Here is a 21,086-nt window from a genome sequence, read left to right on the forward strand (position 1 = left end):
CTGCTTGTTTCCTTGCAGGAGCTCTTATCAGTGGCATAGTACTTATGATTGCTAGCACTTTTGTGGCAATGAGGTATAAGGGGTTGCCCGGTCTCGTTAGGTTTGTTGCCATAACTTGGATCATTCCGTACTTTGGTGTTTCCATGTACTTGTTGCTTGCGAGATACGTGGCGAAAGATAGAGGGAAGTAGGGAAGTAGGATTGGAAAACACAGGTCAGAGTCGTTTTTCTGATTGCCCATTACGCACAAGGCCCGCATTGCTGCGGGCCTTGTTGCTTGTGTGGTGGCAGGCTACGGCGATCGGGCTCGCATGGAGTCAAGCATCTGAGTGATGGCTTTGGATAGTGTCTGGATATGTTCAATCTGCTACAGCGGCTCGGTGCCGGACCGCGGCTGCCGGCATTGCGTCGCGCCGGAGTGTACAAGTTGAGTAATTACCCGACACTCGGGCCTCGGTAGAGGCGGTCAGGCGACGAGTTTCTCAGCTTCGGTTTCGGCTGTCTCCTCGGGTTCGGGAACGATGGACGGCAGGGCTTTCAGTTGCAGGGCATCGCGCAAGGCCATTGCCGGCGTGCGACCTTTGAGGCGGTAACCTTGGTGGCTACGTTCGAGGTTGTAGTAGCGCAAGAAGGTGTCGAGGTCGCGCTGGATTTCGGCGGGCGTGATGTACCAGGTCTGGCGCCCTGCAACGCGGAAGCACTCATCGAGCAGTGTGCGGTTCATGCGTTCGACGAAGCCGTTTGTGCGCGGCGTGGTGATCTTAGTGGTGCGGTGCTCGATGCCTTCCATCGCCAGCAGCAACTCGAAGGGATGATGGTCTGGCTTGCCGCAGAACTCGCGGCCATTGTCGGTGAGCACGGCCTGCACGGGCACGCCGATCGCTTCGTAGAAAGGCAGCACGCGTTCGTACAGGGTGTCGCGGCGGTGATGGGCATCTTGCTGGTGTAGACCTTGGCGAAGGCCAGCGAGCAGAAGGTGTCGACTACGACCTGCACGTAGACCTTGCCAACGCCCTTGAGCGTGCCCCAGTAGAAGGTGTCCTGGCAGAGCAATTCGCCGGGCGCGGAGGATTCGACGTGTTGCTGCGGGATGACTTCGCTGCCGGCTTTCTCCAGTAGGCGCAGTTGCGCTTCGGAGAGCACGAAGGTGGTATCGCGGACTTGCGCTTCCAGACGCAGCAGGCGCTTGTGGCGGGTGAGCAGGTCGTGGCGTTGCCACACGCCGCGCACGCCGGACGGGCTGACTTCCACGCCTTGCAGACGCAGTTGGTTGGCAACGAACTGCGAACCCTTGGTGGGGAAGTTGAGGCAGAAGTCGAGGATGGTTTTCTCGACTTCGGGCGAAACGCGATTGGGATGCGGTCCGCGTGGGCCGCGGCGCTGTTCGACCAGAGCGGCCACGCCACCGGTCTGGAAGGCACGCTTGATCTCGTAGAACGAGTCGCGGTGATAGCCCATCAGTTGACAGGCCTTGGAGACGTTGCCGAGTTCTTCGGCCAGTTGCAGCAGGGACAGCTTGCGCTTGGTACGCTGGGATGCGGCGGTCATCTGGGTGCTCCGGTTCGGTTGGACAGGTGTGGTAACCACCAATCTACCGAAGGCCCAGGTGTCCGCCCTTTTCATGCTCGGAAAGGGCGGACTGTCGGGTAAATACTCAACTCATACACGATGGATGGTTCCGTACGGCAACCGACGAAGTCGCCCTGACAGTCGGGCAGGACACGCTGCCGGTTCGCAGCAGGATGCTGAGTGCCTACTGTCCAGGTGGATGTGGAGAGCATCGTGTCGAGCCGCGAGGTGAGCTGGTCGGCTTCATCGCCTACGATGCATTCGGTGACGCCGAGCAGCTCGCGGGCAGTCCGGACAAACGGCTTCGATTCTCGGCATCGCCGGCCTATTGCCAAGAGTGATGCGACAAGCCCGCCATTCGTCGGGCCTGTCAGAAGCGGGGTAGAGCCCGCCAGGCGCGTTGCCGTCGGGGCTGCGCGATCGAACCCGCCAGGAACGCGCGCCCTGCCGTAAGCAACAAAGATGGACACTCTCATCAGTGCCCCGTAACGGGCGCGCCTGTTGGTTGCGGTGAAAAGCGCTACCTATCGCTCAATGGTCCCTCCCCCCGGGGCCTCATCCTCTCCCGCTTAGCTCTCGACCGGGGTGAGGCCGAGCGGTTGGTAGAGCTCCGCCGCCTTCAGGTCGGTGGCCTGCGGGTCGAGCTCGATCCGATAGGGCAGGCCGGTGAAGCTGTCCCGGGCGAAGAACACCAGTCGGCTGTCGAACAGTTCCGGAGCCTTGATCTCGTCGAAGTCGGGAACGCCGAAGTCGCAGAGCCGGATCACGCCCGGGCGCCACGGCAGGGACGGGTCTTCGGTGGCCAGCCGCGCGCGAAAGGCGGTGGCGTAGTCGCCGGGGGCGGTGATCACGCTGAAGTCGTCGCCCAGCAGCAGATGGTTCGCCAGTTCGGCCAGCCGCGATGCGGCCGAGGGCTGCAGCAGTCCGGGCGCAAGCGCCACGAGCTTGTCGAGTCGGACGACCTTGTGGGCGCCGCCGACAATGACGGCATTGGGGCCGTCGAAGCTGAGGTCCAGTTCGATATCCGGGAGTGCGTCGGTCATGAGTTTGCCTTTCTCGTCCATGTGATGGGCCATCATCGGCCCGGTACTGTCCCTGTGTCGGCCGTCGTGACGCGCGGTCGTGCCGGATCGGGTCCTGGATCGCAGACTAGCAAATCCGCTTCGGCGGGGAGGTGGCCGACTGATCCAGGACAAGGGTCAGTGTCGATCTTCGTGCGCGAAAGCGGTCGAATCCGGCCAGGTTCCCGGGCGCGGACTCGCCCGGTGAAAGAGTACCCTGGCCCCTATTCTGTGTCCTGACAGATACAGACAGCGCTATCAATGAAGCCATCGTCGTTGAGCGGGCCGAGGGTGTCGCCTTTGAATCCCTAGATGGGTTGCACTGCCTGTCATCTTCCCCTGATACATGACGCTTGAACTAAGCCGGGCCGCGAAGTGGCTTCGAATTGAATGAACTGCTAGGCAATGGCTCAACTACAACCATATGCCTTCTCGTTCTGAGCGAGAATCTCGCGGCGCACGTCGTCAGGCAACCAGTCCATCGTCAGATACTTGCGAGTGAGCTCAACAGCAGACAGGCAGCTTCTCTTGTCACCAACCGAAAGCAGGTAGCGAACGTATCTCAGACCGGTCAGCGGCTCCCATGCCGCGGACTGGCGTAGCCAGCCGATGGCGCCGCTCTCGTCTCCAATGGCCAAGTGGTGGCATTCGAGCGATACGCTTGCCCCAATGTTGCCTCGGCTTGCCTCATCCTCAGCAGTCCTCATCTCATCTTGGGACATTCGACTGGCAACGCCGCAGCCGGCAGGTCTCCAGCTAGCTTCAGCTGGAGCGGGACCAACGCTTAAAGCAAATGCGAGGATGACTGCAAGCATGGCCCAACACCTGAGTTAAGCCGAACCGAGAAGGGGCTTCGGCATGAATGAACTGTTAGGACGCATCCGGCGGCATCCCGTAGAACGATAGCTCAATGCTGCAGCCAAGCTCACTGGCCAATAGAACCAGCGGGCGCGGGATCCGATAGCAAGGCCATGGGCGATCCTCGGTAGCCAGATCATAGAGACCGAAGTCGATGGTAGCAGCCGAGAACCCAAGGCTCCTGACAAGCAGGAAGTCTTGCTTGTGCCTTCGGATGAACTGGGAAGCTTGGGCGGCTTGCTCGACAATGCCATAAGCGCCTGATAGCTCAATGTTGAATCCGGAAATATTGATCGGGCCGCGGCTCTTTGGAGTGCCGGGGGCGCCCTTCCAGAAGACGCGGCTGGGCTGGATCGACGAAGTTGCGAGAAATCGACGGACCTTGACCGTTGAGCCCGAAACGCGAAGCATGCATGCCGGCATGTATGCGCCCTGACGCCTGATTCAAGCCGAGCCGCGAAGCGGCTTCGGTATGGGTGAATTGTTAGGCGTCATACGGTGCTGGCGCCTGCTTGCAAACGTTGACCTCGTCTGCCCGCCAGCTACCGCGCTCGAAAGAGCAGAGCAGGAGGTGGCCGGTCGCTGACGATACCCTTAGAACTTGATTGTCTGGCGCCGCTAAGTGGAGAGCTACTTCCTGTCCAATCAGGTCTGCCCATGTGGTCGAGGCCGATACATCGAAGTCCGTGAGCCGAGCATCCGGCAGGAAGTGCGACGAACCCTGGGTGCCGATAGCGTACTGGACAGGCTCTCCGACCCACGAGACAAAAAGCTTCTGGCCGTCTTGAAAGGTCAGCGCAAGCTCCCCGCCAAAGTCATGGGTCTCGTCACGCTCTGCGGCATCTACGACGAGTTCATCGCCCTCGAAAAGCCTGTAGTGGATCGCTGTGAGCTTGGACATGACGCCTAAGGCCTGAACTGAGCCGAGCCACGAAGCGGCCTCGGCTTGAAAGAATTGTTAGGCGCCATGCTGGGCCGCGCAACCTGCGCTTGCAAGATGTGCCAGGATCGCCGAGAAGCTCGCGAAGTACGGATTGGCATCTAGGTGGTTGAGCTCCTTGGCGACCTCAGAGAGCGGGGGATTGGTCGGGGACAAGACCAACTGATAGATGCCATTGCCGACAGTGAATCCGTCGCGGCGATTGGGCGTGAAGAACTCAGGAGACAGGGCCGAACCAGCCTCGTCCCAGAACAGCCAACCGCCACCTTCAACGTCGAGGCCCTCGCAGTAGGCGATGGCCTTCTCGGCGGAGGCAAACACAAACAAGGTTTTCTCGTCAGTAGCGGCAGCAAAGATCATGGTGCCTAACACTTGAATTAAACGGATCCGCGACGCGGCTTCGGTTTGAATGAACTGTTAGATACTCGCGTCAGAAAGTGAGGTGAGGAGCTTCTGCTGTTGCTGATTGGCCTTGTGATGCAGGGCTAGATCTCGTAGCAGATACGGATGGGTAGAGCGAACCAGCTCAAAGGTATCTCGAATGACTCGGTCAATGCGCGGGCCACGCCCCGCTAGCAATGCCACTGCTAGAGCGGGAGTAACAAGGCCAAGAACCTCAGGATACGGTGATGTGTTGAAAGCCAAGGCCTGGAGAGCATGCGCCCGCCTGAGGCTGTGCGGTTCAGTATCTGCAATGCTCACCAGCTCTGTGGCCCACTCTCCAGCCAATTGTGGGTTGACCTTGGCCAGAGCTCCAACCGGCCAGGATGCAACTGTAACGACTCGATTTGGCTCGCTCTGCTCCTTGGCCGCGGCGAAAGCTTTGGAAAGCGCGGCCAACTGCTCTTTGCCATGGAATTGTTCCGCAGCAGCCGTAATAGATTGGCACCGATACCAGGCATGAGTAATGGTATCGGCTAGCTTGAGCGCAGCCTTAGGGTCGATAGCAGCAAGACGAGAGACCTGAGCTCGGCCTTGGACGTCGCTTGCGGAAACTTCCATGGAGATCTAATTTGCTAGTAGGCCACGAAGATGAGGTGGTATCCGATTCTTGATCAGCTACCGGGTCGCGTCAATCGCGAAAGTCCTGCCAGAAATCAACAATTTTGCCGGCGGTCGTGATGTGCCCGACGGGTCATCATTCTTGTCGAAGGCGGGATATGAAGTCAGTGCGTGCGAAAGAGATGGCTTCTTGTTCGCACAGTGTGCCGGCGCGATCGATGCTCGGGCCCCTGCTCAAGGTACGGAATGGACCCGGCGGCTCTGTTCGTTGTCTCAACTGTCCCCAGGGCTGCGCGTTTCCTGCCCTGATGGCGGCTTGCCGTCTTCGTTCAACGCGCGTCCCTCCGGCACCTTACCCCGCCCGAACATCTCCCCGAAGAAGTCCCCCTCGTTCCAGCGCGGTCGTTCCGGCGCGTCGGCGATGCGTTGGCCGATTTCGGCGTTGAGGTGCGCCAGGCGCGCGGCGTCGTCGTAGCGGATCGGTTGCGAGGCGTCGTCGCCGGGGCGGTGGTAGTGCTCGCGCAGGAAGGCGCCGTTGATCGCGCGGGCGTCGATGCCGTCGCGGCCCTGGTAGCCGCCGACCAGGTAGATCGACGGCACCCCGGCGCGGATGAAGGCGTACTGGTCGCTGCGCACGAAGATCGATTCTTCCGGGATCGGGTCCGGCGACAGCGTCACCCCGATCTTGGCGGCGGCGGCCTCGACCAGCGCTTGCAGGCTGGAGTGTTCGATACCGACCGGGACCGCGTCGCTGGTCGGCGCCAGCAGCACCGGCATGTCCATGTTGACGTTGGCGACCAGCGCGTCGGCGGCGACGGTCGGGTGGCGGGCGAACCATTCCGCGCCGAGCAGGCCCTTCTCCTCGGCGGTGACCGCAACGAACAGCAGCGAGCGCTTCGGCGGCTGCGGCGATTGCGCCAGCCGCTTGGCGGCCTCCAGCATGATCGCCACGCCCAGGGCGTTGTCCAGCGCGCCGTTGTAGATCGAATCGCCGTCGACCGCGGCGCCGATGCCGATGTGGTCGAGGTGGGCGCTGAACACCACGTGCTCGGCGGCCAGTGCCGGGTCGCTGCCGGGCAGCACGCCGACGACGTTGCGCGATTGCACCGGTTCGATCCGGCTGCGCGAAGCCAGGGTCGCGGTGCCGGGCAGGTCGAAGCCGTGCAGGGTCCCGGCGTCGAGGTCGGCGAACAGCTGGCGTGCGCTGTGTCCGCCGGCATCGAGCAGGCGCGGTGCGGCGGCGGCGCTGACCCGGGCGATCACCCGCAACTGCGGGAAGGTGTCCAGGGCGACGCCGTCCGCGCCGCGCAGGCGCATGCCCGGGCGCCGCCAGTTGTCGGCGCGGTGCGCCCACGGGCTGCGCGCGTCCTCGGCATCGGTGGACACGAAGATCGCGCCGACCGCGCCGCGCGCGGCCAGTTCGCGCAGCTTCTCGCGGCCGGAGGCGTGGAAGGCGCGGCGGTCGGTATCGAAGGCCGCCGGCGCGCCGTTGAACAGCACCGCGATCCTGCCGCGCAGGTCGAGCCCGGCGAAGTCGTCGTGCCCCAACGACGGTGCATGCACGCCCTGGCCGACGAACACCATCGGCGCGGTCACGCGCGCCTCGGCGGCATTGAAGTCGGCATCGGGCAGGAACTCGCGCTCGAACGCCAGCGCGACATCGCCGCCGTCGCGATGCACCATCAGCGCCGCGCCCTCGGCCTCGCGGGTGGCGGCCAGCATCGGCACGCTCTGGTAGTAGCTGCGCTGGCCCTGGTCATCCTGGGCGGCCGGGGCCAGGCCGGTCGCGCGCATGCGCTGGGCCACGTACAGCGCGGCCAGATCGTGGCCGCGGCGGCCGGCCTCGCGGCCCTCCAACAGGTCGTCGGCGAGGAAGCGCACATCGGCCTCGATCCGGCGCGCGTCGGCACCGGCGCTGGCATCGTAGGGCTCGGGCTCGGGCGCCGTCGGAGCCGGGGCCGGTTGGCAGGCGGCGATGGCGACAGCGACAGCGACAATCAGGACCTGCGGAGCGAAACGATTCGGGATGCGCATCGGTGATGACGGGGCCGGACGGATGCGCAGCGTACCGCGATGGCCTCCCGCCGTCGGGCGATCCCCCGCACTGCGTTAAGCTGCACCGATGTTCGAACTGGCCGGCGTCCGCAAGCGCTACGCAGCGACCACCGCGCTCGACGGCGTCGACCTGTCGATCGTCAGTGGCGCCACCACCGCCCTGATCGGTCCCAGCGGCGCCGGCAAGTCGACCGTGCTGCGGATGCTGATCGGGCTGGAATGGCCGGATGCCGGCGAGGTGCGCTTCGACGGCGAACCGTTGCAGCGCGCGCGCCTGCCCGAGCAGCGGCGCCGGATCGGCTACGTGATCCAGGAGGGCGGGCTGTTCCCGCACATGAGCGCGGCCGACAACGCCGCCCTGCTGGCGCGCACCCTGGGCTGGCCGCGCGCGCGCATCGAGGCGCGTCTGGACGAGCTGGCGCGGCTGTGCCGGTTGCCGGCCGACGCGCTGCGGCGTTATCCGGCCGAGCTGTCCGGCGGCCAGCGCCAGCGGGTCGGCCTGGTGCGCGCGCTGATGCTGGACCCGCCGGTGCTGCTGCTGGACGAGCCGCTGGGCGCGCTGGACCCGATCATCCGCCACGAGCTGCAGGCGCAGATGCGCGAACTGTTCGCGACCCTGCACAAGACCGTGGTGATGGTCACCCACGATGTCGCCGAGGCCGCGTATCTGGCCGACACCCTGGTGCTGCTGCGGCGCGGGCGCATCGTCCAGCAGGGCAGCGCGCGCGATCTGCACGATGCCCCGGCCACGCCGTTCGTGCGCGAGTTCCTGCACGCCCAGCGCAGCCTGGAGGAGTGCCTGTGAGTCGCCTCGGCCGGATGGTCCTGGCGGCGATGGCTGTCGTGCTCACGCTCGTGCTCGCGGTGGCGACCACGGCCACCGCCGCCGAGCCGCTGCGCATCGGCAGCAAGAACTTCACCGAATCGGTGATCCTGGCCGAGATCGGCGCCCGTGCCGGCCGCGCCCAGGGCCGCGACATCGAGCACCGGCGCCAGCTCGGCGGCACCCGCATCCTCTGGCGCGCGCTGGAGAACGGCAGCATCGACGCCTATCCCGAGTACACCGGGACGCTGGCCCAGGAGCTGCTGCAGATGCCCGGCGCCAGCGACGATGCACTGCGCGCGGCGCTGGCCGAACGCGGACTGGCGATGACCGGGCCGCTGGGCTTCGACAACACCTATGCGCTGGGCATGCGCGCCGATCGCGCGCTGGCGCTGGGGATCGATTCGATCTCCGACCTGGCCGCGCATCCGGGGCTGAAGATCGGCCTGAGCAACGAGTTCATGCAGCGCGCCGACGGCTGGCCGGGCCTGAGCGCGGCCTACGGGCTGCCGCAGCGCGCCAATGGCCTCGATCACGACCTGGCCTACCGCGGGCTGCAAAGCGGCGCGATCGACGTCATCGACCTCTACAGCACCGACGCGGAGATCGACTACTACGACCTGGCCGTGCTCGCGGACGACCGCCGCTTCTTCCCCGCCTATCGCGCGGTGTTCCTGTACCGCGCCGACCTGGACGCGCGCGCGCCGGACTGGAGCGCGACCCTGGAGGCGATGGCCGGGCGCATCGACGCGACCGCGATGCGGCGGCTCAATGCGCGGGTCAAGCTCGGCCGCGAGAGCGAGGCCGCGGTCGCCGCCGACTGGCTCGGGGTCGAGGCGCCGCAGGCCGGCGGTCGCACGGCACGGATCGCACGCCGCACCGTCGAGCACCTCGGCCTGGTCGGGGTGTCGCTGGCACTGGCGCTGCTGGTGGCGTTGCCGCTGGGCGTGCTGGCCGCGCGCCGGCGCCGGCTCGGACAGCTGGTGCTGTCGCTGACCGGGTTGCTGCAGACCCTGCCGTCGCTGGCGGTGTTCGTGTTCATGATCCCGTTGTTCGGGATCGGCGCCGGTCCGGCGATCGCGGCGCTGTTCCTGTACAGCCTGTTGCCGATCGTGCGCAACACCCACGCCGGCATCACCGGGATTCCACGCGAGTTGCGCGAAACTGCCGCCGCGCTCGGCCTGCCCCCGCGCACGCGGCTGTGGCGGGTCGAACTGCCACTGGCGCTGCGCACCATCCTGGCCGGCATCAAGACCGCGGCGGTGATCAACGTCGGTACCGCCACGCTCGGCGCACTGATCGGCGCCGGCGGCTACGGCCAGCCCATCCTGACCGGCATCCGCCTCGACGACATCGGCCTGATCCTGGAGGGCGCGGTGCCGGCGGCGGCGCTTGCGCTGGCGGTGCAGGGTCTGTTCGAGCTGGTCGAGCGCGCGCTGACCCCGCGCGGCCTGCGTCTGGCGCCGCGCCGTTGACGCGGCCGGGGCGGTTCCGCCCGGCGGCACCCCTTCCCGATCCAGAGGACACCGTCATGCCCCCGATCCAGCGTCATCGCATCCGGCTGCCGGACGTGGACTTCAGCCGCAAGCTGGAGAGCGACGTGTATTTCATGCTCGACGACGCCGACGGCGGCAGCCGGCGGATCCGCTTCCACGACTACGACGCCATCTACGCGGTGCCGGGCCTGTACGAGCAGATCTTCTACGAGCGGCTCAAGTGCGATTCGCCGCGATTCCTGGCGCAGCGGCTGGAAGAGGTGCTCGCCGCCGCCGGCGACGACCTCAACCGCCAGCGGGTGTTCGATTTCGGCGCCGGCAACGGGATGATGGGCGAGGCGCTGGCCCACCACGGCGTGTCGCGCCTGGTCGGGCTCGACATCTCCGCGGCCGCGGAATCGGCGCTGCACCGCGACCGTCCCGGGCTGTACGACGCCTATTACGCCGCCGACATTACCGGCGACGCCCCAAGCCTGCGCGAGGCGCTGCGACGCTGGCACTTCACCTGCCTGACCACGGTCGCGGCGCTGGGATACCACGACATTCCCGCCGCGGCGTTCCGCGAGGCCTTCAACCTGGTCGGCGACGGCGGCTGGATCGCCTTCAACATCAAGGAGACCTTCCTCGGCGAGTCCGACGACAGCGGCTTCGCGGTGTTCATCAAACGCCTGATCGCGGGCGAGTTCCTGCAGCTGTACCACCTGGAACGCTACCGCCACCGCATCTCGATCGAGGGCAATCCGCTGTACTACTGCGCGGTGATCGGCCGCAAGCTGGCGCCGCTGGTGGCGTGATCGCGCACGGCCCGCGTCGAGCGGGCCGCGGCGTGGCGTCAGTCGGTATCCAGGGGCTTGGCCGCGCCTGACTTGCGGACGTCGGTGTCGTCCCCGTCTTCGGCGCCGTCGGCGCTCGCGGCATTGGCGAGCAGGTCGATCTCGCGGTCGGGCAGCGCGACCACCAGGGTCTGGTAGCTCCAGCGCTTGCGCTTGCGGGTCGCCTCGACATAGACGGTGGCCTCGCCGTCGGGGCCTTCCACCCCGATCGACAGGTCGGCCTCGCCGGCGTCGTTGTTGATGTTGATGTTGCCGCTGGGCATGAAGCCGGCCTCGATCGGCTCGCCCAGCGCCGCCACCACCTCGGCCGAGGCACGCGCCTCGGCCAGCGCGTGCCGGTAGGGTTCGGACGAGCGCATCATGCCCGAGACCAGCGACAGCAGGCCGAAGATCGCCGCCGCCATCAGCCCCAGCAAGGACAGGCCGATGACCGGCACCGCCCATTTCCAGTTGCGCTGCCACCAGTTGCGTTGACCGATGGCGCCGGCCGCCTCGTGCTGTGTCATGTCTGTTGGGCCCCCTGCCCGATACCGTCCGCGATCGCGTTCCAGTCTGTCGGCCGCGGTCGCACGGTTCAAGTCGGTGTGGCCGGTGTCGCGCGCAAACAAAACGGCCGCCCGGAGGCGGCCGTGGAAGCAGGGTTCGAATCGCGGGTCAGAAACGCGCTTCGATGCCCAGGGTGAAGGTGCGCACGTCGACGTCCGCATCGAAGGGCTTGGCCTTGATGAAGTCGTAGTTCAGGCCCAGGCCGAAGGTCGGGCTGAAGTCGTAGCCGACACCGACGCCGAAGTACGGATCGGTCGAGGAGTCCTCGGCGCGGCCGAACCCGGTGACCGAGACGTCGGTGGTGGTGCGGATCACGCCAGCGCGGCCGGAGATGTAGAAGCCGTGGTGCGGGTCGGTGAAGTTGCGCTTGCCGGTCACGCCCAGGCCGAAGCCGTCGATCTCGGCCGACCCGGTGCTGTCGGAGTCCTCGCCGAGATTGCTGTAGAAGCCCTCGATCGCGATCGTGCTGTTGAAGTAGTAGCCACCGCGCAGGCTGAAGGCGGTGTCGCTGCCGTCCGCGCCGTCGACTTCGATGTCGCTGTTGCCGACTTCGCCACGCACGAACATGCCCGCGCCGTTGGCGGCCATCGCGGTGGTGGAGAAGCCGCCCAGGGCCAGGGCGATCGAAAGGGCCAGGGTCTTGTTCATCTGGGATGATCCTTGATTCGGTGTCCGCCCGTCATTGGGCCGCCGGCACCATGCCCAAGCCACCGGCCCGAGTCAACTCAGCGGCCATGACAGGCATTCCGCGACGGCGGTCACGGCGACTTCGCGAACGCGGGCGCGGGTCGGCGCCGGATCAGTGATCGCGGCGGCGGAACGGCAGCACGGTGCCGGTTTCCTCGTCGTCCCGGCGCTGCCAGATCACCGGCACGTCGCGCGGCGACTGCGGCTCCAGCTCGTTGCGGTCGGCCTCGGCGGTGGCGTCCAGCTCTTCCTCGTCCTCCCAGCTGTAGCGCTTGCGCGGCGGCTGCGGGTCGAGCCGGCTGAACAGCCAGGCCGCGACCACTCCGCCCAGCGCACCGCCCAGGTGCGCCTGCCACGACACCCCCGGCTCGCGCGGCAGCACCGTCAGCAGCATGCCGCCGTAGAACAGGAACGCGGCCATCGACGCCGCCACCGCCGGACGGTCGCGGCGCAGCAGGCCGAGCAGGAACACCATGAACATCAGCCCGTGGGTCAGGCCGCTGGCGCCGAGGTGGTGGCTGCCGGGATGGCCGAGCAGCCAGGCGCCCAGGCCGGAGCCGATCCAGATCAGCGGCAGCGCCCGCGCGGTCGCCTTCGGATACATGCCGCCGGCGAGGGTGCCGAGCATCAGCAGGGCGATCGCGTTCGCCGCCAGATGCTCGAACGAGCCGTGCAGCAGCGGCGCGGTCAGCACTCCGAGCAGGCCGCTCCATTCGCCCGGGTTCACCGTCCAGCGACCGACATCGAAGCCCGGCTGTGCCAGGAACACCGCGGTCAGCACGCCGATGAAGGCGAGGCTGAGGTTGAACGCGCGCAGCCAGCGGCGCTTGTCGGCCTGGCGCTGGGCCTGGCTGTCGGGGATCTCGGCGTCGGTCGGCAGGTGCATGAAACACACATGGCAGCCGCCGGCGCCGATTGCAAGCCGGCGCCCGTCCCGGCCGTGCGGGCGGCTGTGTTTCGCGGACGGGACGGTCGCGCGGCCGTCCGCTCAGCGCGCGATCAGCACCAGCAGCGAGCGCCCGTGCAGGCCGTACACCGTCCACTCGCCGCCGATCGGGTCCTCGGCGCCGGGCAGGCGCACCGCGTCGGCGCCCTCGTTCCAGGCCGCGGTGTCGGTGACCCGGTACCAGCTCTTGCCGGCGCCGGGCCAGGGCAGGGTGAAGTCCACCGGCCCCGACCAACCGTTGTAGGCGACATAGATCGCACTGGCCGGGTCGCCGAACTCGCTGCCGTCGATGCGCCAGGCGATCGCGTGGTTGCCGCTGTCGCCGAAGTAGCCGGCATCGGCCTGCTGACCGTCGGGACGGAACCAGCGCAGCTGCTCCATCACGTTGCCGTTGTTGTCGCCGCCGGAATAGAACTGCGCCGGACGCAGCGCCGGATGCGCGGCGCGGAAGCCGAGCATCCGCCGGGTGAAGGTTTCCTGGTTCGCCTCGTGGCTGTCGCGGGTCCAGTACAGCCAGTTGGCCGGCGAATCGAGGTTGTAGGGGTTGTTGTTGCCGAACTGGGTACGCAGCGCCTCGTCGCCGCCGGTGAACATCGGCACCCCGGCGCTGAGCAGCAGCAGGGCCATGCCGGTGCGCGCGGCCTGGCGCTGCGCGGCCGCGGCGCCGCCCTGGTCCCAGCTGTTGTTGTGGTCCTCGCCGCCGTCGGAGGGGCCGTAGGGCCAGGGCTGGTTGTTGAGCTTGCTGTTGTAGGCGTAGAGGTCGTTGAGGGTGAAGCCGTCGTGGGCGGCGAGGAAGTTGACCGAGTGCCAGGGCCGTCGGCCGTCGTCCTGGTAGAGGTCGGACGAGCCGGCGAAGCGGGTCGCCAGCGCGCCGGTGGTGACCGTCTCCAGCCCCAGCTTGTTCTGCTTCTTGCGGATGCGGTCGCGGTAGTCGCCGTTCCACTCCGCCCACGCCGACGGGAAGCCGCCGACCTGGTAGCTGTTGCCGCCGATCGCCCACGGCTCGGCGATCAGGTCGATGCCGGCACCGCCGTTGGCCGGGCGCGCCGGCAACTCGGCGGCGATGCGGTTGAGCGCGGTGCCGGCGTCGTCGCGGTCGAAGTCGAAGCAGCCGTGCTCGCAGCGGTTGCCCAGCACCGAGGCCAGGTCGAAGCGGAAGCCGTCCACGCCCAGGGTGTCGCGCCAGTAGGCCAGCGAATCGACGATCAGGTCCTGGGCGATCGGATTGCGGGTGTTGTAGTTGCCGCCGACCCCGGTGTTGTCCCACGGGTACTGGTGGTCGGCGCTGAGCGAGTAATAGCTGCGGTTGTCCAGACCGCGCCAGGACAGCAGGTTGTAGACGCTGACCCCGTCGCTGCCGCCCCACGGCCCGCCCTCGCCGGTGTGGTTGTAGACCACGTCGACGTAGACCTTGATGCCGGCGTCGTGGAAGGCCTTGACCATCGCCTTGAACTCGCGGGTCGGGCCGCCGACAGACTGGTCCGAGGCGTAGCGACGGTCCGGCGCGAACCAGTTCAGGGTCATGTAGCCCCAGTAGTTGTCGCCCTCGGTCGAGTCGGGATCGAGATCGTTCTGGTCGTTCTGGGTCTCCTGCAGCGGCAGGAACTCGACCGCGGTGACGCCGAGCCCGGCCAGGTAGGCGGCCTTCTGCGCGGCGCCGGCGTAGGTGCCGCGGATCGACGCCGGCAGCGCGGTGTCGTTCATGGTCAGCCCGCGCAGGTGGACCTCGTAGATCACCTCGTCGCGGAAGGCGCGGGTCGGCTTGCTGCCGGTCGAGCCGGCCTCCTCGGCCAGCACGATGCCCTTGGGCGCGCAGGCGGCGCTGTCCTTGTGGCGATGGGCGGCGCCGCTGGCGTAGACGGTGCCGTCGCTGCAGCCGGGGCCGATCGGATCGTGGCTGATCTCGCGCGCGTACGGGTCGATCAGCAACTTGTTGGGATTGAAGCGGTGGCCGGCGGCATCGACGTCGGCGACGAAGCCGGCGCTGTTGCCCGGCGACCAGGCGGCATCGTGCGGCCAGTTCGGGCCCCAGGCGCGATAGCCGTAGTAGACCGGACCGGTCACGCCCTGCGCCTGCAGGGTCGCGACCGGCACCGTGGCCGACCAGATGCCGGTGGCCGGATCGCGGACCAGGTTCAGCCGCAGCGCCTCGGCGCCGCTGTCGGGGCTGGCGTAGATCCAGGCCTCGATCCGGCTGGCATGGGCCGAGCGGACCCGGAAGCGGACGCTGTCGCCGGCGTCGACAGGGCGCGCGCCCAGCGCGTGGGCGTCGATCGCCGCGTGGGTCGGCAGCCAGGCCAGGCACAGCGCGCCGGCCAGGCCCAGGGTACGAAGCTTGCGGCTCCGGCCGCGCCTGCGATCGAGCATGGTTCCCTCCCGCGGATGTCCGCTTCTTGCGTGTGCGGCCGACTATCGCATCGGGTGCAGGTGCACAACGGCCGCCTGCAAACGTATTCAGGCGCGGCGTTGCCCAGACCCGGTCACCGCGACGACTCGCGTCAGTCGGCGTCCTCGCGCGGCGGCAGCGCCAGGCTCAGCAGCATCGTCGCGGCCAGGATCGCCGCGACCACGCCCAGCGAGACCAGCACCGGGATCTTGAACACGTCGACGATCAGCATCTTGGTGCCGATGAAGGCCAGCACCAGCGCCAGCCCGTAGGGCAGCAGGTGGAAGCGGTCGGCCATGCCGGCGAGCAGGAAGAACATCGCGCGCAGCCCCAGCACCGCGAACACGTTCGAGGTCAGCACGATGAACGGATCGGCGGTGATCGCGAAGATCGCCGGAATGCTGTCGACCGCGAAGATCACGTCGGTGATCGCGATCATCACGATCACCACGAACAGCGGCGTGTAGAAGCGCCGCCCCTGCCTGACCACGGTCAGCGCGTTGCCCTGGTAGCGCTGGATCAACGGCAGGTGGCCGCGCATCCAGCGCAGCACCGGGTTGCGCGCCAGGTCCGGTTCCTGCCCGGCGGCGATCCACATCTTGATGCCGGTGACCAGCAGGAAGATGCCGAACACGTAGAGCATCCAGTGGAAGCGCGCCAGCAGCGCCGCGCCGATGAAGATCATGATCGCGCGCAGCACGATCGCGCCGAGCACGCCGATCACCAGCGCGCGCTGGCGCTGCTCCTCCGGCACCGCGAAGTAGGTGAACAGGGTCAGGAAGACGAAGATGTTGTCGACCGCCAGCGACTTCTCGACCAGGTAGCCGGTCAGGAACTCCAGGCCGACCCGGCCGGCGACCTCGGCGCCCGCGGTCGCGTGCAGGTAGGCCCACAGCCCGGCGTTGAACAGCAACGCCAGCACCACCCAGCCCATGCTCCACCAGGCCGCCTCGCGCACGCTCACCTTGTGCGGTCCGCCGTGGCGCATCAGCACCAGGTCGACCTTCAGCGCCACTATCACCAGTACCGCGAACATGCCCCACAACAGGGGGCTGCCGATCGTCTGCATTGTCGAAGCGTCTCCAGAACGAAAAAACCCGAACCGCAAGGCTCGGGCCGGTCTGGTTGCGCTCCGGAGGGGATTTCCGGACAGACCTCCGCCTTGCGGCGAAGGTCTCGCTCACGGTCCTGGCGGACCGCCCCCGGGGCCGGAGCGGGCTTGGACGCGGGGTCCAGCCGGCTCGAATTGACGACCTCCAGAGTCGGGAGCTACTCCCCTTCTCGAAGCGGCGATTCTGCGGTCGTCGTCGGTCGGCGTCAATGCGTGCGACGCGGCCGGATGGCCGCGGACCGCCACGACGGGCCGCTACAATAGGTCGATGAATACGACGCTCCCCACCGTCCGGCTCAAGAACGCCTGGAAGTCCAACCATCCGTGGATCTTCCAGCGCCTGGTCGAGAAACCCGCGCAGCGGCCCAAGCCCGGTTCCATCGTCGACGTGGTCGGCGTCGACGGCGAATGGATCGGCCGCGGCTTCTACAACGGCCATTCGCGGATCGCGGTGCGGATCCTGGAAACCAATCCGGCGGTGGCGGTCGACGCCGACTGGTTCGCGCGCAAGCTCGCCGACGCGGTCGCGTTGCGCCGCCAGACCCTGCAACTGGACGCGGTCAGCAACGCCTGGCGCGTGTTCCACAGCGAGGGCGACGGCATCTCAGGCCTGGTCGTGGACCGCTACGACGACCTGCTGGTGGTCGGCTTCTTCAGTGCCGGCGCCTGGCGCCACCGCAGCGAGATCTTCGAAGCGCTGCGCGCGCAGTTCCCCGGCTGCCGCTTCCACAGCTTCGCCGACGAGCACGTGCAGAAGCAGGAAAGCTTCGACTACCGCGACACCCAGGGCACCGAGCCGGCGATCATCACCGAGCACGGCATCCGCTTCCGAGCCGATCCGGCCGGCGCGCACAAGACCGGCTTCTTCGCCGACCAGCGCGAGAATCGCGAATGGCTGTCGCACCGGGTCGCCGGCCAGCGGGTGCTGGACCTGTGCTGCAACACCGGCGGTTTCGCGGTGTACGCGGCGGCGCGCGGCGCGGCCGAGGTGGTCGGCGTCGACATCGATGCCGAGGTGATCGAGATCGCCAAGGGCAACGCCAAGCTCAACGCTCCCTTCGAAAGCGGCGTGCGCCCGCGCTTCGTGCAGGCCGACATCTTCCCGTGGCTGCGCGATGCGGCCAACAACGGCGAGCGCTTCGACGTGGTCGTGCTCGACCCGGCCAAGATGACCCGCGACCGCGACCAGGTGATCCCGGCGCTGAAGAAATACCTGGACATGAACAAGCTCGCGCTGGGCGTGGTCCGTCCCGGCGGCCTGTTCGCGACTTTTTCCTGCACCGGCCTGGTCAGCGAGGAACAGTTCCTCGACATGCTGCGACGGGCCGCGTTCTACGCCGGCCGCACCGTGCAGGTGCTGAAGGTCGCCGGCGCCGGCCCCGATCACCCGTTCCTGGCCCACGTGCAGGAATCGCGCTACCTCAAGGCGGTGTTCTGCCGGGTGGTGGACTAGGGCCTGACGGCTTCGGGACCGCCGGCCCCGAGCGCCACCACCGCGGCAGAACGGCACCGACGGCGCGACCCTGCCGGTAGGGGCGGCAGCGCCGGTACCGCCGGTGCTCAACGGTGGCCGCGGCTCAGTAGTAGTGGCAGGAGAGGGTGCGGCCGTCCCAGTTGCAGCTCATCCGGCTGCTGCGGCTGCCGCTGATCGGGATCCCGTACTGGCCGGCCGCGTACAGCCAGTCGTTCAAGGCGTCCTGGCTGCCGAACTGGTAGTTGCCGACATAGTCGCCGCCGCCGCTGCCGGTCGCGCTGGAGTCGGGGATCTTGTTGCCGTCGCCGTCGTAGCTCTCGCCGGGCACGTAGTCGGCCGTGGTGACGTCGTCCTTGTCGATCCGCATCACCGTCTTGCTGCCGTCGGACCAGTAGACGGTGATGGTCACGAAGTCGAAGCGCCCCATCGTCCCCAGCCAGCCCAGCGCCAGCGACTTGAGCGACACCGTCAGGTTGTTCCAGGTGTTGGAGCCGGTGGTCGCGCCGGTGTAGTGGGCCGCCAGCGCACGCGCGAACTGCCCGCGCATGTTGGCGTCGGTGGCGATGTGGTGGGCGTTCCAGCCCTCGAAGCCGGGCGGGAACGGGAACGAATTGCTGCCCGGATCGTTCTGGCGGATCGCGACCTGGGCCTTGGCCGGGTCGGTCATCGACATCGTCTTGGTGTGGCTGTCGACGATCGAGGCGGGAATGCTGACCGGGCGCGGGTAGAACTGACCGGTCTCGCGGTCGTACTCGTTCCTGAAGCCCCAGATCCGCTTGTTGCTGAAGTCGGTGACGATCACCAGACCGTCGCCGCCCTGCTTGGCCGCCTGCCCGACCGAGCTGCAGTTGTTGCAGGTGACCACGCCGCTGGCCGCGGCGGAGGTGGAGACCAGGGTGATACCGGCGAAGGCAAGTGCCTTGAAAAGTCGTGCTGAAATCATTGGAGTGTTCATGGCCGTATAGCGTCCTTTTCTAGCTTGATGACGGCATCGGACCGCAACGGCCGCGCGCATCGGCACGGGACGCCACGGGGCCGTTGCCCCGGACCCGGAAGGTCTCCGGCAGCCTTCCGGAAGTTTCTGCACAGGCCGCTGCCGCGAATCGGATCGCGGTCAGCCGCCGTGCGCAGCGCTGTGGCGCAGGTCCGCGCGCTGACGCCGGACCTGCGCATTGATTCGATGGGGCCGGCCGGCCTCTGGCGGACCGGGCGGGGTGACGTTTGCGCACCTGGTGACGCCGTGCGCCCAGGCGTGTGCCGGCCGGCTGTTGCGCCGACCATCAAATTGGTCTGAATTCGGGGTCATGTTGACCTGCGGTGTCCGCCGCGTATGCGTTTCCGGCTGTTTACGGGCGCGTCTTGCACGGCGCCCGCTACAGTTTCCATAAGGAAACGATAAGTGTCAACAAGGGGAAACGACAGGGGTCCGCGATCGGCCGAGAATGCCGGCCATGGAGCATTTCGGCGCCCGTTTCAAACGTTTTCGGGATGCCCGCGGCTGGTCGCAGGAGCAGATCGGCTTCGAACTGAATGTCTCCAAGGCGACCATCTCCAAATGGGAGAGCGGACGCGCCCAGCCCCGACTGGAGAACCTCGCCGAAATCCGCCGACTGGTGGCCGAACACGGCATGACCCTGGACTACCTGATCGACGGCGTCGGCAGCGCCCGCGTCGGCGAACCCGGCGATACCTACCAGGCCGGGGTCGCGCGCAATGCCGAGGAAGTCGCCCTGCTGACCCGCTTCCGCGCGCTGAAACCGGCCCGCCGCAAGGGCCTGATCGCCTTCCTCGGCGGCTGAGGGGGGAACGATATCCGGCTGCGCCCGGATATCTCCCAAGATTTGCTGCGCAAACCTCGGGCCCCGCCGTTGCGCTGCCACACCCCCATTCGCATCTGCGATGCGAATCGCCCCCTGACTCAGGGGGCTGGGGCCATGCTGTACGGCATTTCGTAGGAGCGGCGTAAGCCGCGATCCCCGGGCTGCGCCCGGGAATCCCCAAAGTTTGCTTCGTAAACCTTGGGCCCTGCCGTTGCGCTTCCAGACCCCCATTCGCATCTGCGATGCGAATCGCCCCCTGATTCAGGGGGCTGGGGCCATGCTGTACCGCATCTGGGCTGTTCGTAGGAGCGGCGTAAGCCGCGATCCCCGGGCTGCGCCCGGGAATCCCCAAAGTTTGCTGCGCAAACCTTGGGCCCCGCCGTTGCGCTGCCAGACCCCCATTCGCGCTATGCGCGAATCGCCCCCTGACTCAGGGGGGAACGATATCCGGCTGCGCTCGGATATCTCCCAAGATTTGCTGCGCAAACCTTGGGCCCCACCGTTGCGCTGCCACACCCCCATTCGCGCTGCGTGCGAATCGCCCCCTGACTCAGGGGGGAACGATATCCGGCTGCGCGCGGATATCTCCCAAGATTTGCTACGCAAACCTTGGGCCCCACCGTTGCGCTGCCACACCCCCATCTCGCGCTATGCGCGAATCGCCCCCCTCACTCAGGGGGGCTGGGGCCATGCTGTACCGCATCTCGGCTGTTCGTAGGAGCGGCGTAAGCCGCGACCGGACGTTCATGGGTAAAGCCCCATCGCGGCTTACGCCGCTCCTACGAAGAGCGGGCCGGTCCTCGGTCTGGGCCGCGATGCCCGATCGCCGGCACCGCTCCTGCGGAGGTTTCGCTACATCGCGCGGCCGTCGAAGGGGTGCACCGGGATCGCGGCCAGGTCGATGTCTTCCAGGCAGCGCAGGTTGATCGCCGCCATCTCGTTGCCGTCGGGGCCGACGCCCTGGCCGAAGGGATGCATGCCGCAGGTCGCGCAGAACTGGTGGCGGATCACGTGCTTGTTGAAGGTGTAGGTGGTCAGCGCGTCCTCGCCGCGGTCGATCCGCAGCGCCGCGCGCGGCACGAACCACAGCAGTGCGCCCTTGCGCTGGCAGACCGAGCAGTTGCAGGCCAGGCCGCTGTCGATCTCGCCGTCGACCTCGTAGGCGACCTTGCCGCAGTGGCAGCTACCCTTGTACGTGCTCATCGGATCTCCTTCCGGGTTGAATGACGATGGGAGCCGACGATACGCGGTTGCGCCGGCGAGTACACCTGAGGTTCTCGCAGGCGCCGGTCTCAGTGGTCGAGACGCTGGCCGGATAGACTGGTGGCATGCCCGATATCCAAGTACTTGTCCTGATCCTGCTGGCCGCGGTCGCGGCGGTGGGCGTCCTGCTGGTGGTCGTGTGGCGGACGGTGCGCCGGCGCCCGGATGCGGCCCCGGAGCCGGAGCAGGCGCGCCAGCGCGAGGAGCTGCGCGGCG

At 67.2% G+C, this 21,086-nt stretch carries 19 protein-coding genes and 1 pseudogene; 5 read left to right on the top strand and 15 right to left on the bottom strand.

Annotated features, from left to right (window positions below; all coding sequences use genetic code 11):
• Window positions 1–466: 466 nt before the first annotated feature.
• From FKV24_RS03910 to FKV24_RS03945, 8 genes and pseudogenes are all read right to left on the bottom strand, one after another.
• Window positions 467–1,548: pseudogene (locus FKV24_RS03910) on the bottom strand (IS481 family transposase).
• Between the two features lie 590 nt (window positions 1,549–2,138).
• Window positions 2,139–2,633: a hypothetical protein gene (locus FKV24_RS03915; RefSeq protein ID WP_141481397.1), complete on the bottom strand. Its 495-nt coding sequence runs from the start codon at window positions 2,631–2,633 to the stop codon at window positions 2,139–2,141.
• Window positions 2,634–3,040: 407 nt separating this feature from the next.
• Window positions 3,041–3,445, bottom strand: a complete 405-nt coding sequence (locus FKV24_RS03920) for a hypothetical protein (protein WP_141481398.1) — start codon at window positions 3,443–3,445, stop codon at window positions 3,041–3,043.
• A 55-nt stretch (window positions 3,446–3,500) separates the two neighbouring features.
• Window positions 3,501–3,899: a hypothetical protein gene (locus FKV24_RS03925; protein WP_141481400.1), complete on the bottom strand. Its 399-nt coding sequence runs from the start codon at window positions 3,897–3,899 to the stop codon at window positions 3,501–3,503.
• Between the two features lie 73 nt (window positions 3,900–3,972).
• Window positions 3,973–4,389 carry a hypothetical protein gene (locus FKV24_RS03930; RefSeq protein WP_141481402.1) on the bottom strand — a complete coding sequence of 139 codons (417 nt, stop codon included), beginning with the start codon at window positions 4,387–4,389 and terminating at the stop codon, window positions 3,973–3,975.
• A gap of 57 nt (window positions 4,390–4,446) precedes the next feature.
• Complete coding sequence (locus FKV24_RS03935; protein ID WP_141481404.1) at window positions 4,447–4,788, bottom strand: hypothetical protein; 342 nt, start codon at window positions 4,786–4,788, stop codon at window positions 4,447–4,449.
• Between the two features lie 57 nt (window positions 4,789–4,845).
• Window positions 4,846–5,430 (bottom strand): hypothetical protein, encoded by a 585-nt coding sequence (locus FKV24_RS03940; protein ID WP_249040908.1) that lies wholly within the window; start codon window positions 5,428–5,430, stop codon window positions 4,846–4,848.
• 273 nt (window positions 5,431–5,703) lie between these two features.
• Complete coding sequence (locus tag FKV24_RS03945; RefSeq protein ID WP_141481405.1) at window positions 5,704–7,464, bottom strand: M28 family metallopeptidase; 1,761 nt, start codon at window positions 7,462–7,464, stop codon at window positions 5,704–5,706.
• Between the two features lie 88 nt (window positions 7,465–7,552).
• Here FKV24_RS03945 and FKV24_RS03950 point away from each other — a divergent pair, with 88 nt between their 5' ends.
• The 3 genes from FKV24_RS03950 to FKV24_RS03960 are packed head-to-tail and all read left to right on the top strand — an operon-like array spanning window position 7,553 to window position 10,598.
• Window positions 7,553–8,290, top strand: a complete 738-nt coding sequence (locus FKV24_RS03950) for an ATP-binding cassette domain-containing protein (RefSeq protein WP_141481407.1) — start codon at window positions 7,553–7,555, stop codon at window positions 8,288–8,290.
• A gap of 29 nt (window positions 8,291–8,319) precedes the next feature.
• A complete protein-coding gene (locus FKV24_RS03955; RefSeq protein WP_141481426.1) occupies window positions 8,320–9,783 on the top strand; it encodes an ABC transporter permease/substrate-binding protein in 1,464 nt (487 codons plus the stop codon).
• Window positions 9,784–9,839: 56 nt separating this feature from the next.
• On the top strand, window positions 9,840–10,598 hold the full coding sequence (locus FKV24_RS03960) for a methyltransferase domain-containing protein (protein ID WP_141481409.1): 759 nt from the start codon (window positions 9,840–9,842) through the stop codon (window positions 10,596–10,598).
• A gap of 38 nt (window positions 10,599–10,636) precedes the next feature.
• Here the strand turns inward: FKV24_RS03960 and FKV24_RS03965 are convergent, their stop codons facing one another.
• The 5 genes from FKV24_RS03965 to FKV24_RS03985 all read right to left on the bottom strand — a co-directional run bounded on the left by FKV24_RS03965 (window position 10,637) and on the right by FKV24_RS03985 (window position 16,271).
• The gene (locus FKV24_RS03965) at window positions 10,637–11,143 is read right to left on the bottom strand and encodes a cytochrome c oxidase assembly factor Coa1 family protein (protein ID WP_170288202.1); all 507 of its coding nucleotides are present in this window, start codon (window positions 11,141–11,143) and stop codon (window positions 10,637–10,639) included.
• A 148-nt stretch (window positions 11,144–11,291) separates the two neighbouring features.
• Window positions 11,292–11,831, bottom strand: a complete 540-nt coding sequence (locus FKV24_RS03970) for a porin family protein (protein ID WP_111264960.1) — start codon at window positions 11,829–11,831, stop codon at window positions 11,292–11,294.
• Window positions 11,832–11,982: 151 nt separating this feature from the next.
• On the bottom strand, window positions 11,983–12,756 hold the full coding sequence (locus FKV24_RS03975; protein ID WP_111264961.1) for a rhomboid family intramembrane serine protease: 774 nt from the start codon (window positions 12,754–12,756) through the stop codon (window positions 11,983–11,985).
• A 102-nt stretch (window positions 12,757–12,858) separates the two neighbouring features.
• Complete coding sequence (locus tag FKV24_RS03980) at window positions 12,859–15,183, bottom strand: glycogen debranching protein (protein ID WP_141481412.1); 2,325 nt, start codon at window positions 15,181–15,183, stop codon at window positions 12,859–12,861.
• A 131-nt stretch (window positions 15,184–15,314) separates the two neighbouring features.
• The gene (locus tag FKV24_RS03985) at window positions 15,315–16,271 is read right to left on the bottom strand and encodes a TerC family protein (protein ID WP_141481413.1); all 957 of its coding nucleotides are present in this window, start codon (window positions 16,269–16,271) and stop codon (window positions 15,315–15,317) included.
• A gap of 310 nt (window positions 16,272–16,581) precedes the next feature.
• On the opposite strand from FKV24_RS03985, the gene FKV24_RS03990 reads away from it, so the two are divergent.
• Complete coding sequence (locus tag FKV24_RS03990; protein ID WP_141481415.1) at window positions 16,582–17,766, top strand: class I SAM-dependent rRNA methyltransferase; 1,185 nt, start codon at window positions 16,582–16,584, stop codon at window positions 17,764–17,766.
• Window positions 17,767–17,890: 124 nt separating this feature from the next.
• On the opposite strand, the gene FKV24_RS03995 is transcribed toward FKV24_RS03990, so the two are convergent.
• A complete protein-coding gene (locus tag FKV24_RS03995) occupies window positions 17,891–18,730 on the bottom strand; it encodes a hypothetical protein (protein ID WP_141481416.1) in 840 nt (279 codons plus the stop codon).
• A 508-nt stretch (window positions 18,731–19,238) separates the two neighbouring features.
• Here FKV24_RS03995 and FKV24_RS04000 point away from each other — a divergent pair.
• The gene (locus FKV24_RS04000) at window positions 19,239–19,586 is read left to right on the top strand and encodes a helix-turn-helix domain-containing protein (protein ID WP_170288203.1); all 348 of its coding nucleotides are present in this window, start codon (window positions 19,239–19,241) and stop codon (window positions 19,584–19,586) included.
• A gap of 873 nt (window positions 19,587–20,459) precedes the next feature.
• Here the strand turns inward: FKV24_RS04000 and FKV24_RS04005 are convergent.
• Window positions 20,460–20,810 (bottom strand): GFA family protein, encoded by a 351-nt coding sequence (locus tag FKV24_RS04005; protein WP_141481420.1) that lies wholly within the window; start codon window positions 20,808–20,810, stop codon window positions 20,460–20,462.
• Between the last annotated feature and the right edge of the window lie 276 nt (window positions 20,811–21,086).

The sequence above is a fragment of the Marilutibacter maris genome (assembly GCF_006546735.2).
Classification (GTDB): domain Bacteria; phylum Pseudomonadota; class Gammaproteobacteria; order Xanthomonadales; family Xanthomonadaceae; genus Marilutibacter; species Marilutibacter maris.

What these genes read in the sequence shown, in the direction of transcription:
- FKV24_RS03975 (WP_111264961.1), bottom strand. Translation starts at nt 12,756, where the DNA reads ATGCACCTGCCGACCGACGCCGAGATCCCCGACAGCCAGGCCCAGCGC.
- FKV24_RS04000 (WP_170288203.1), top strand. Translation starts at nt 19,239, where the DNA reads ATGGAGCATTTCGGCGCCCGTTTCAAACGTTTTCGGGATGCCCGCGGC.
- FKV24_RS03965 (WP_170288202.1), bottom strand. Translation starts at nt 11,143, where the DNA reads ATGACACAGCACGAGGCGGCCGGCGCCATCGGTCAACGCAACTGGTGG.
- FKV24_RS03940 (WP_249040908.1), bottom strand. Translation starts at nt 5,430, where the DNA reads ATGGAAGTTTCCGCAAGCGACGTCCAAGGCCGAGCTCAGGTCTCTCGT.
- FKV24_RS03960 (WP_141481409.1), top strand. Translation starts at nt 9,840, where the DNA reads ATGCCCCCGATCCAGCGTCATCGCATCCGGCTGCCGGACGTGGACTTC.
- FKV24_RS04005 (WP_141481420.1), bottom strand. Translation starts at nt 20,810, where the DNA reads ATGAGCACGTACAAGGGTAGCTGCCACTGCGGCAAGGTCGCCTACGAG.
- FKV24_RS03995 (WP_141481416.1), bottom strand. Translation starts at nt 18,730, where the DNA reads ATGATTTCAGCACGACTTTTCAAGGCACTTGCCTTCGCCGGTATCACC.
- FKV24_RS03930 (WP_141481402.1), bottom strand. Translation starts at nt 4,389, where the DNA reads ATGTCCAAGCTCACAGCGATCCACTACAGGCTTTTCGAGGGCGATGAA.
- FKV24_RS03970 (WP_111264960.1), bottom strand. Translation starts at nt 11,831, where the DNA reads ATGAACAAGACCCTGGCCCTTTCGATCGCCCTGGCCCTGGGCGGCTTC.
- FKV24_RS03925 (WP_141481400.1), bottom strand. Translation starts at nt 3,899, where the DNA reads ATGCTTCGCGTTTCGGGCTCAACGGTCAAGGTCCGTCGATTTCTCGCA.
- FKV24_RS03985 (WP_141481413.1), bottom strand. Translation starts at nt 16,271, where the DNA reads ATGCAGACGATCGGCAGCCCCCTGTTGTGGGGCATGTTCGCGGTACTG.
- FKV24_RS03920 (WP_141481398.1), bottom strand. Translation starts at nt 3,445, where the DNA reads ATGCTTGCAGTCATCCTCGCATTTGCTTTAAGCGTTGGTCCCGCTCCA.
- FKV24_RS03990 (WP_141481415.1), top strand. Translation starts at nt 16,582, where the DNA reads ATGAATACGACGCTCCCCACCGTCCGGCTCAAGAACGCCTGGAAGTCC.
- FKV24_RS03935 (WP_141481404.1), bottom strand. Translation starts at nt 4,788, where the DNA reads ATGATCTTTGCTGCCGCTACTGACGAGAAAACCTTGTTTGTGTTTGCC.
- FKV24_RS03945 (WP_141481405.1), bottom strand. Translation starts at nt 7,464, where the DNA reads ATGCGCATCCCGAATCGTTTCGCTCCGCAGGTCCTGATTGTCGCTGTC.
- FKV24_RS03980 (WP_141481412.1), bottom strand. Translation starts at nt 15,183, where the DNA reads ATGCTCGATCGCAGGCGCGGCCGGAGCCGCAAGCTTCGTACCCTGGGC.
- FKV24_RS03955 (WP_141481426.1), top strand. Translation starts at nt 8,320, where the DNA reads ATGGCTGTCGTGCTCACGCTCGTGCTCGCGGTGGCGACCACGGCCACC.
- FKV24_RS03950 (WP_141481407.1), top strand. Translation starts at nt 7,553, where the DNA reads ATGTTCGAACTGGCCGGCGTCCGCAAGCGCTACGCAGCGACCACCGCG.
- FKV24_RS03915 (WP_141481397.1), bottom strand. Translation starts at nt 2,633, where the DNA reads ATGGACGAGAAAGGCAAACTCATGACCGACGCACTCCCGGATATCGAA.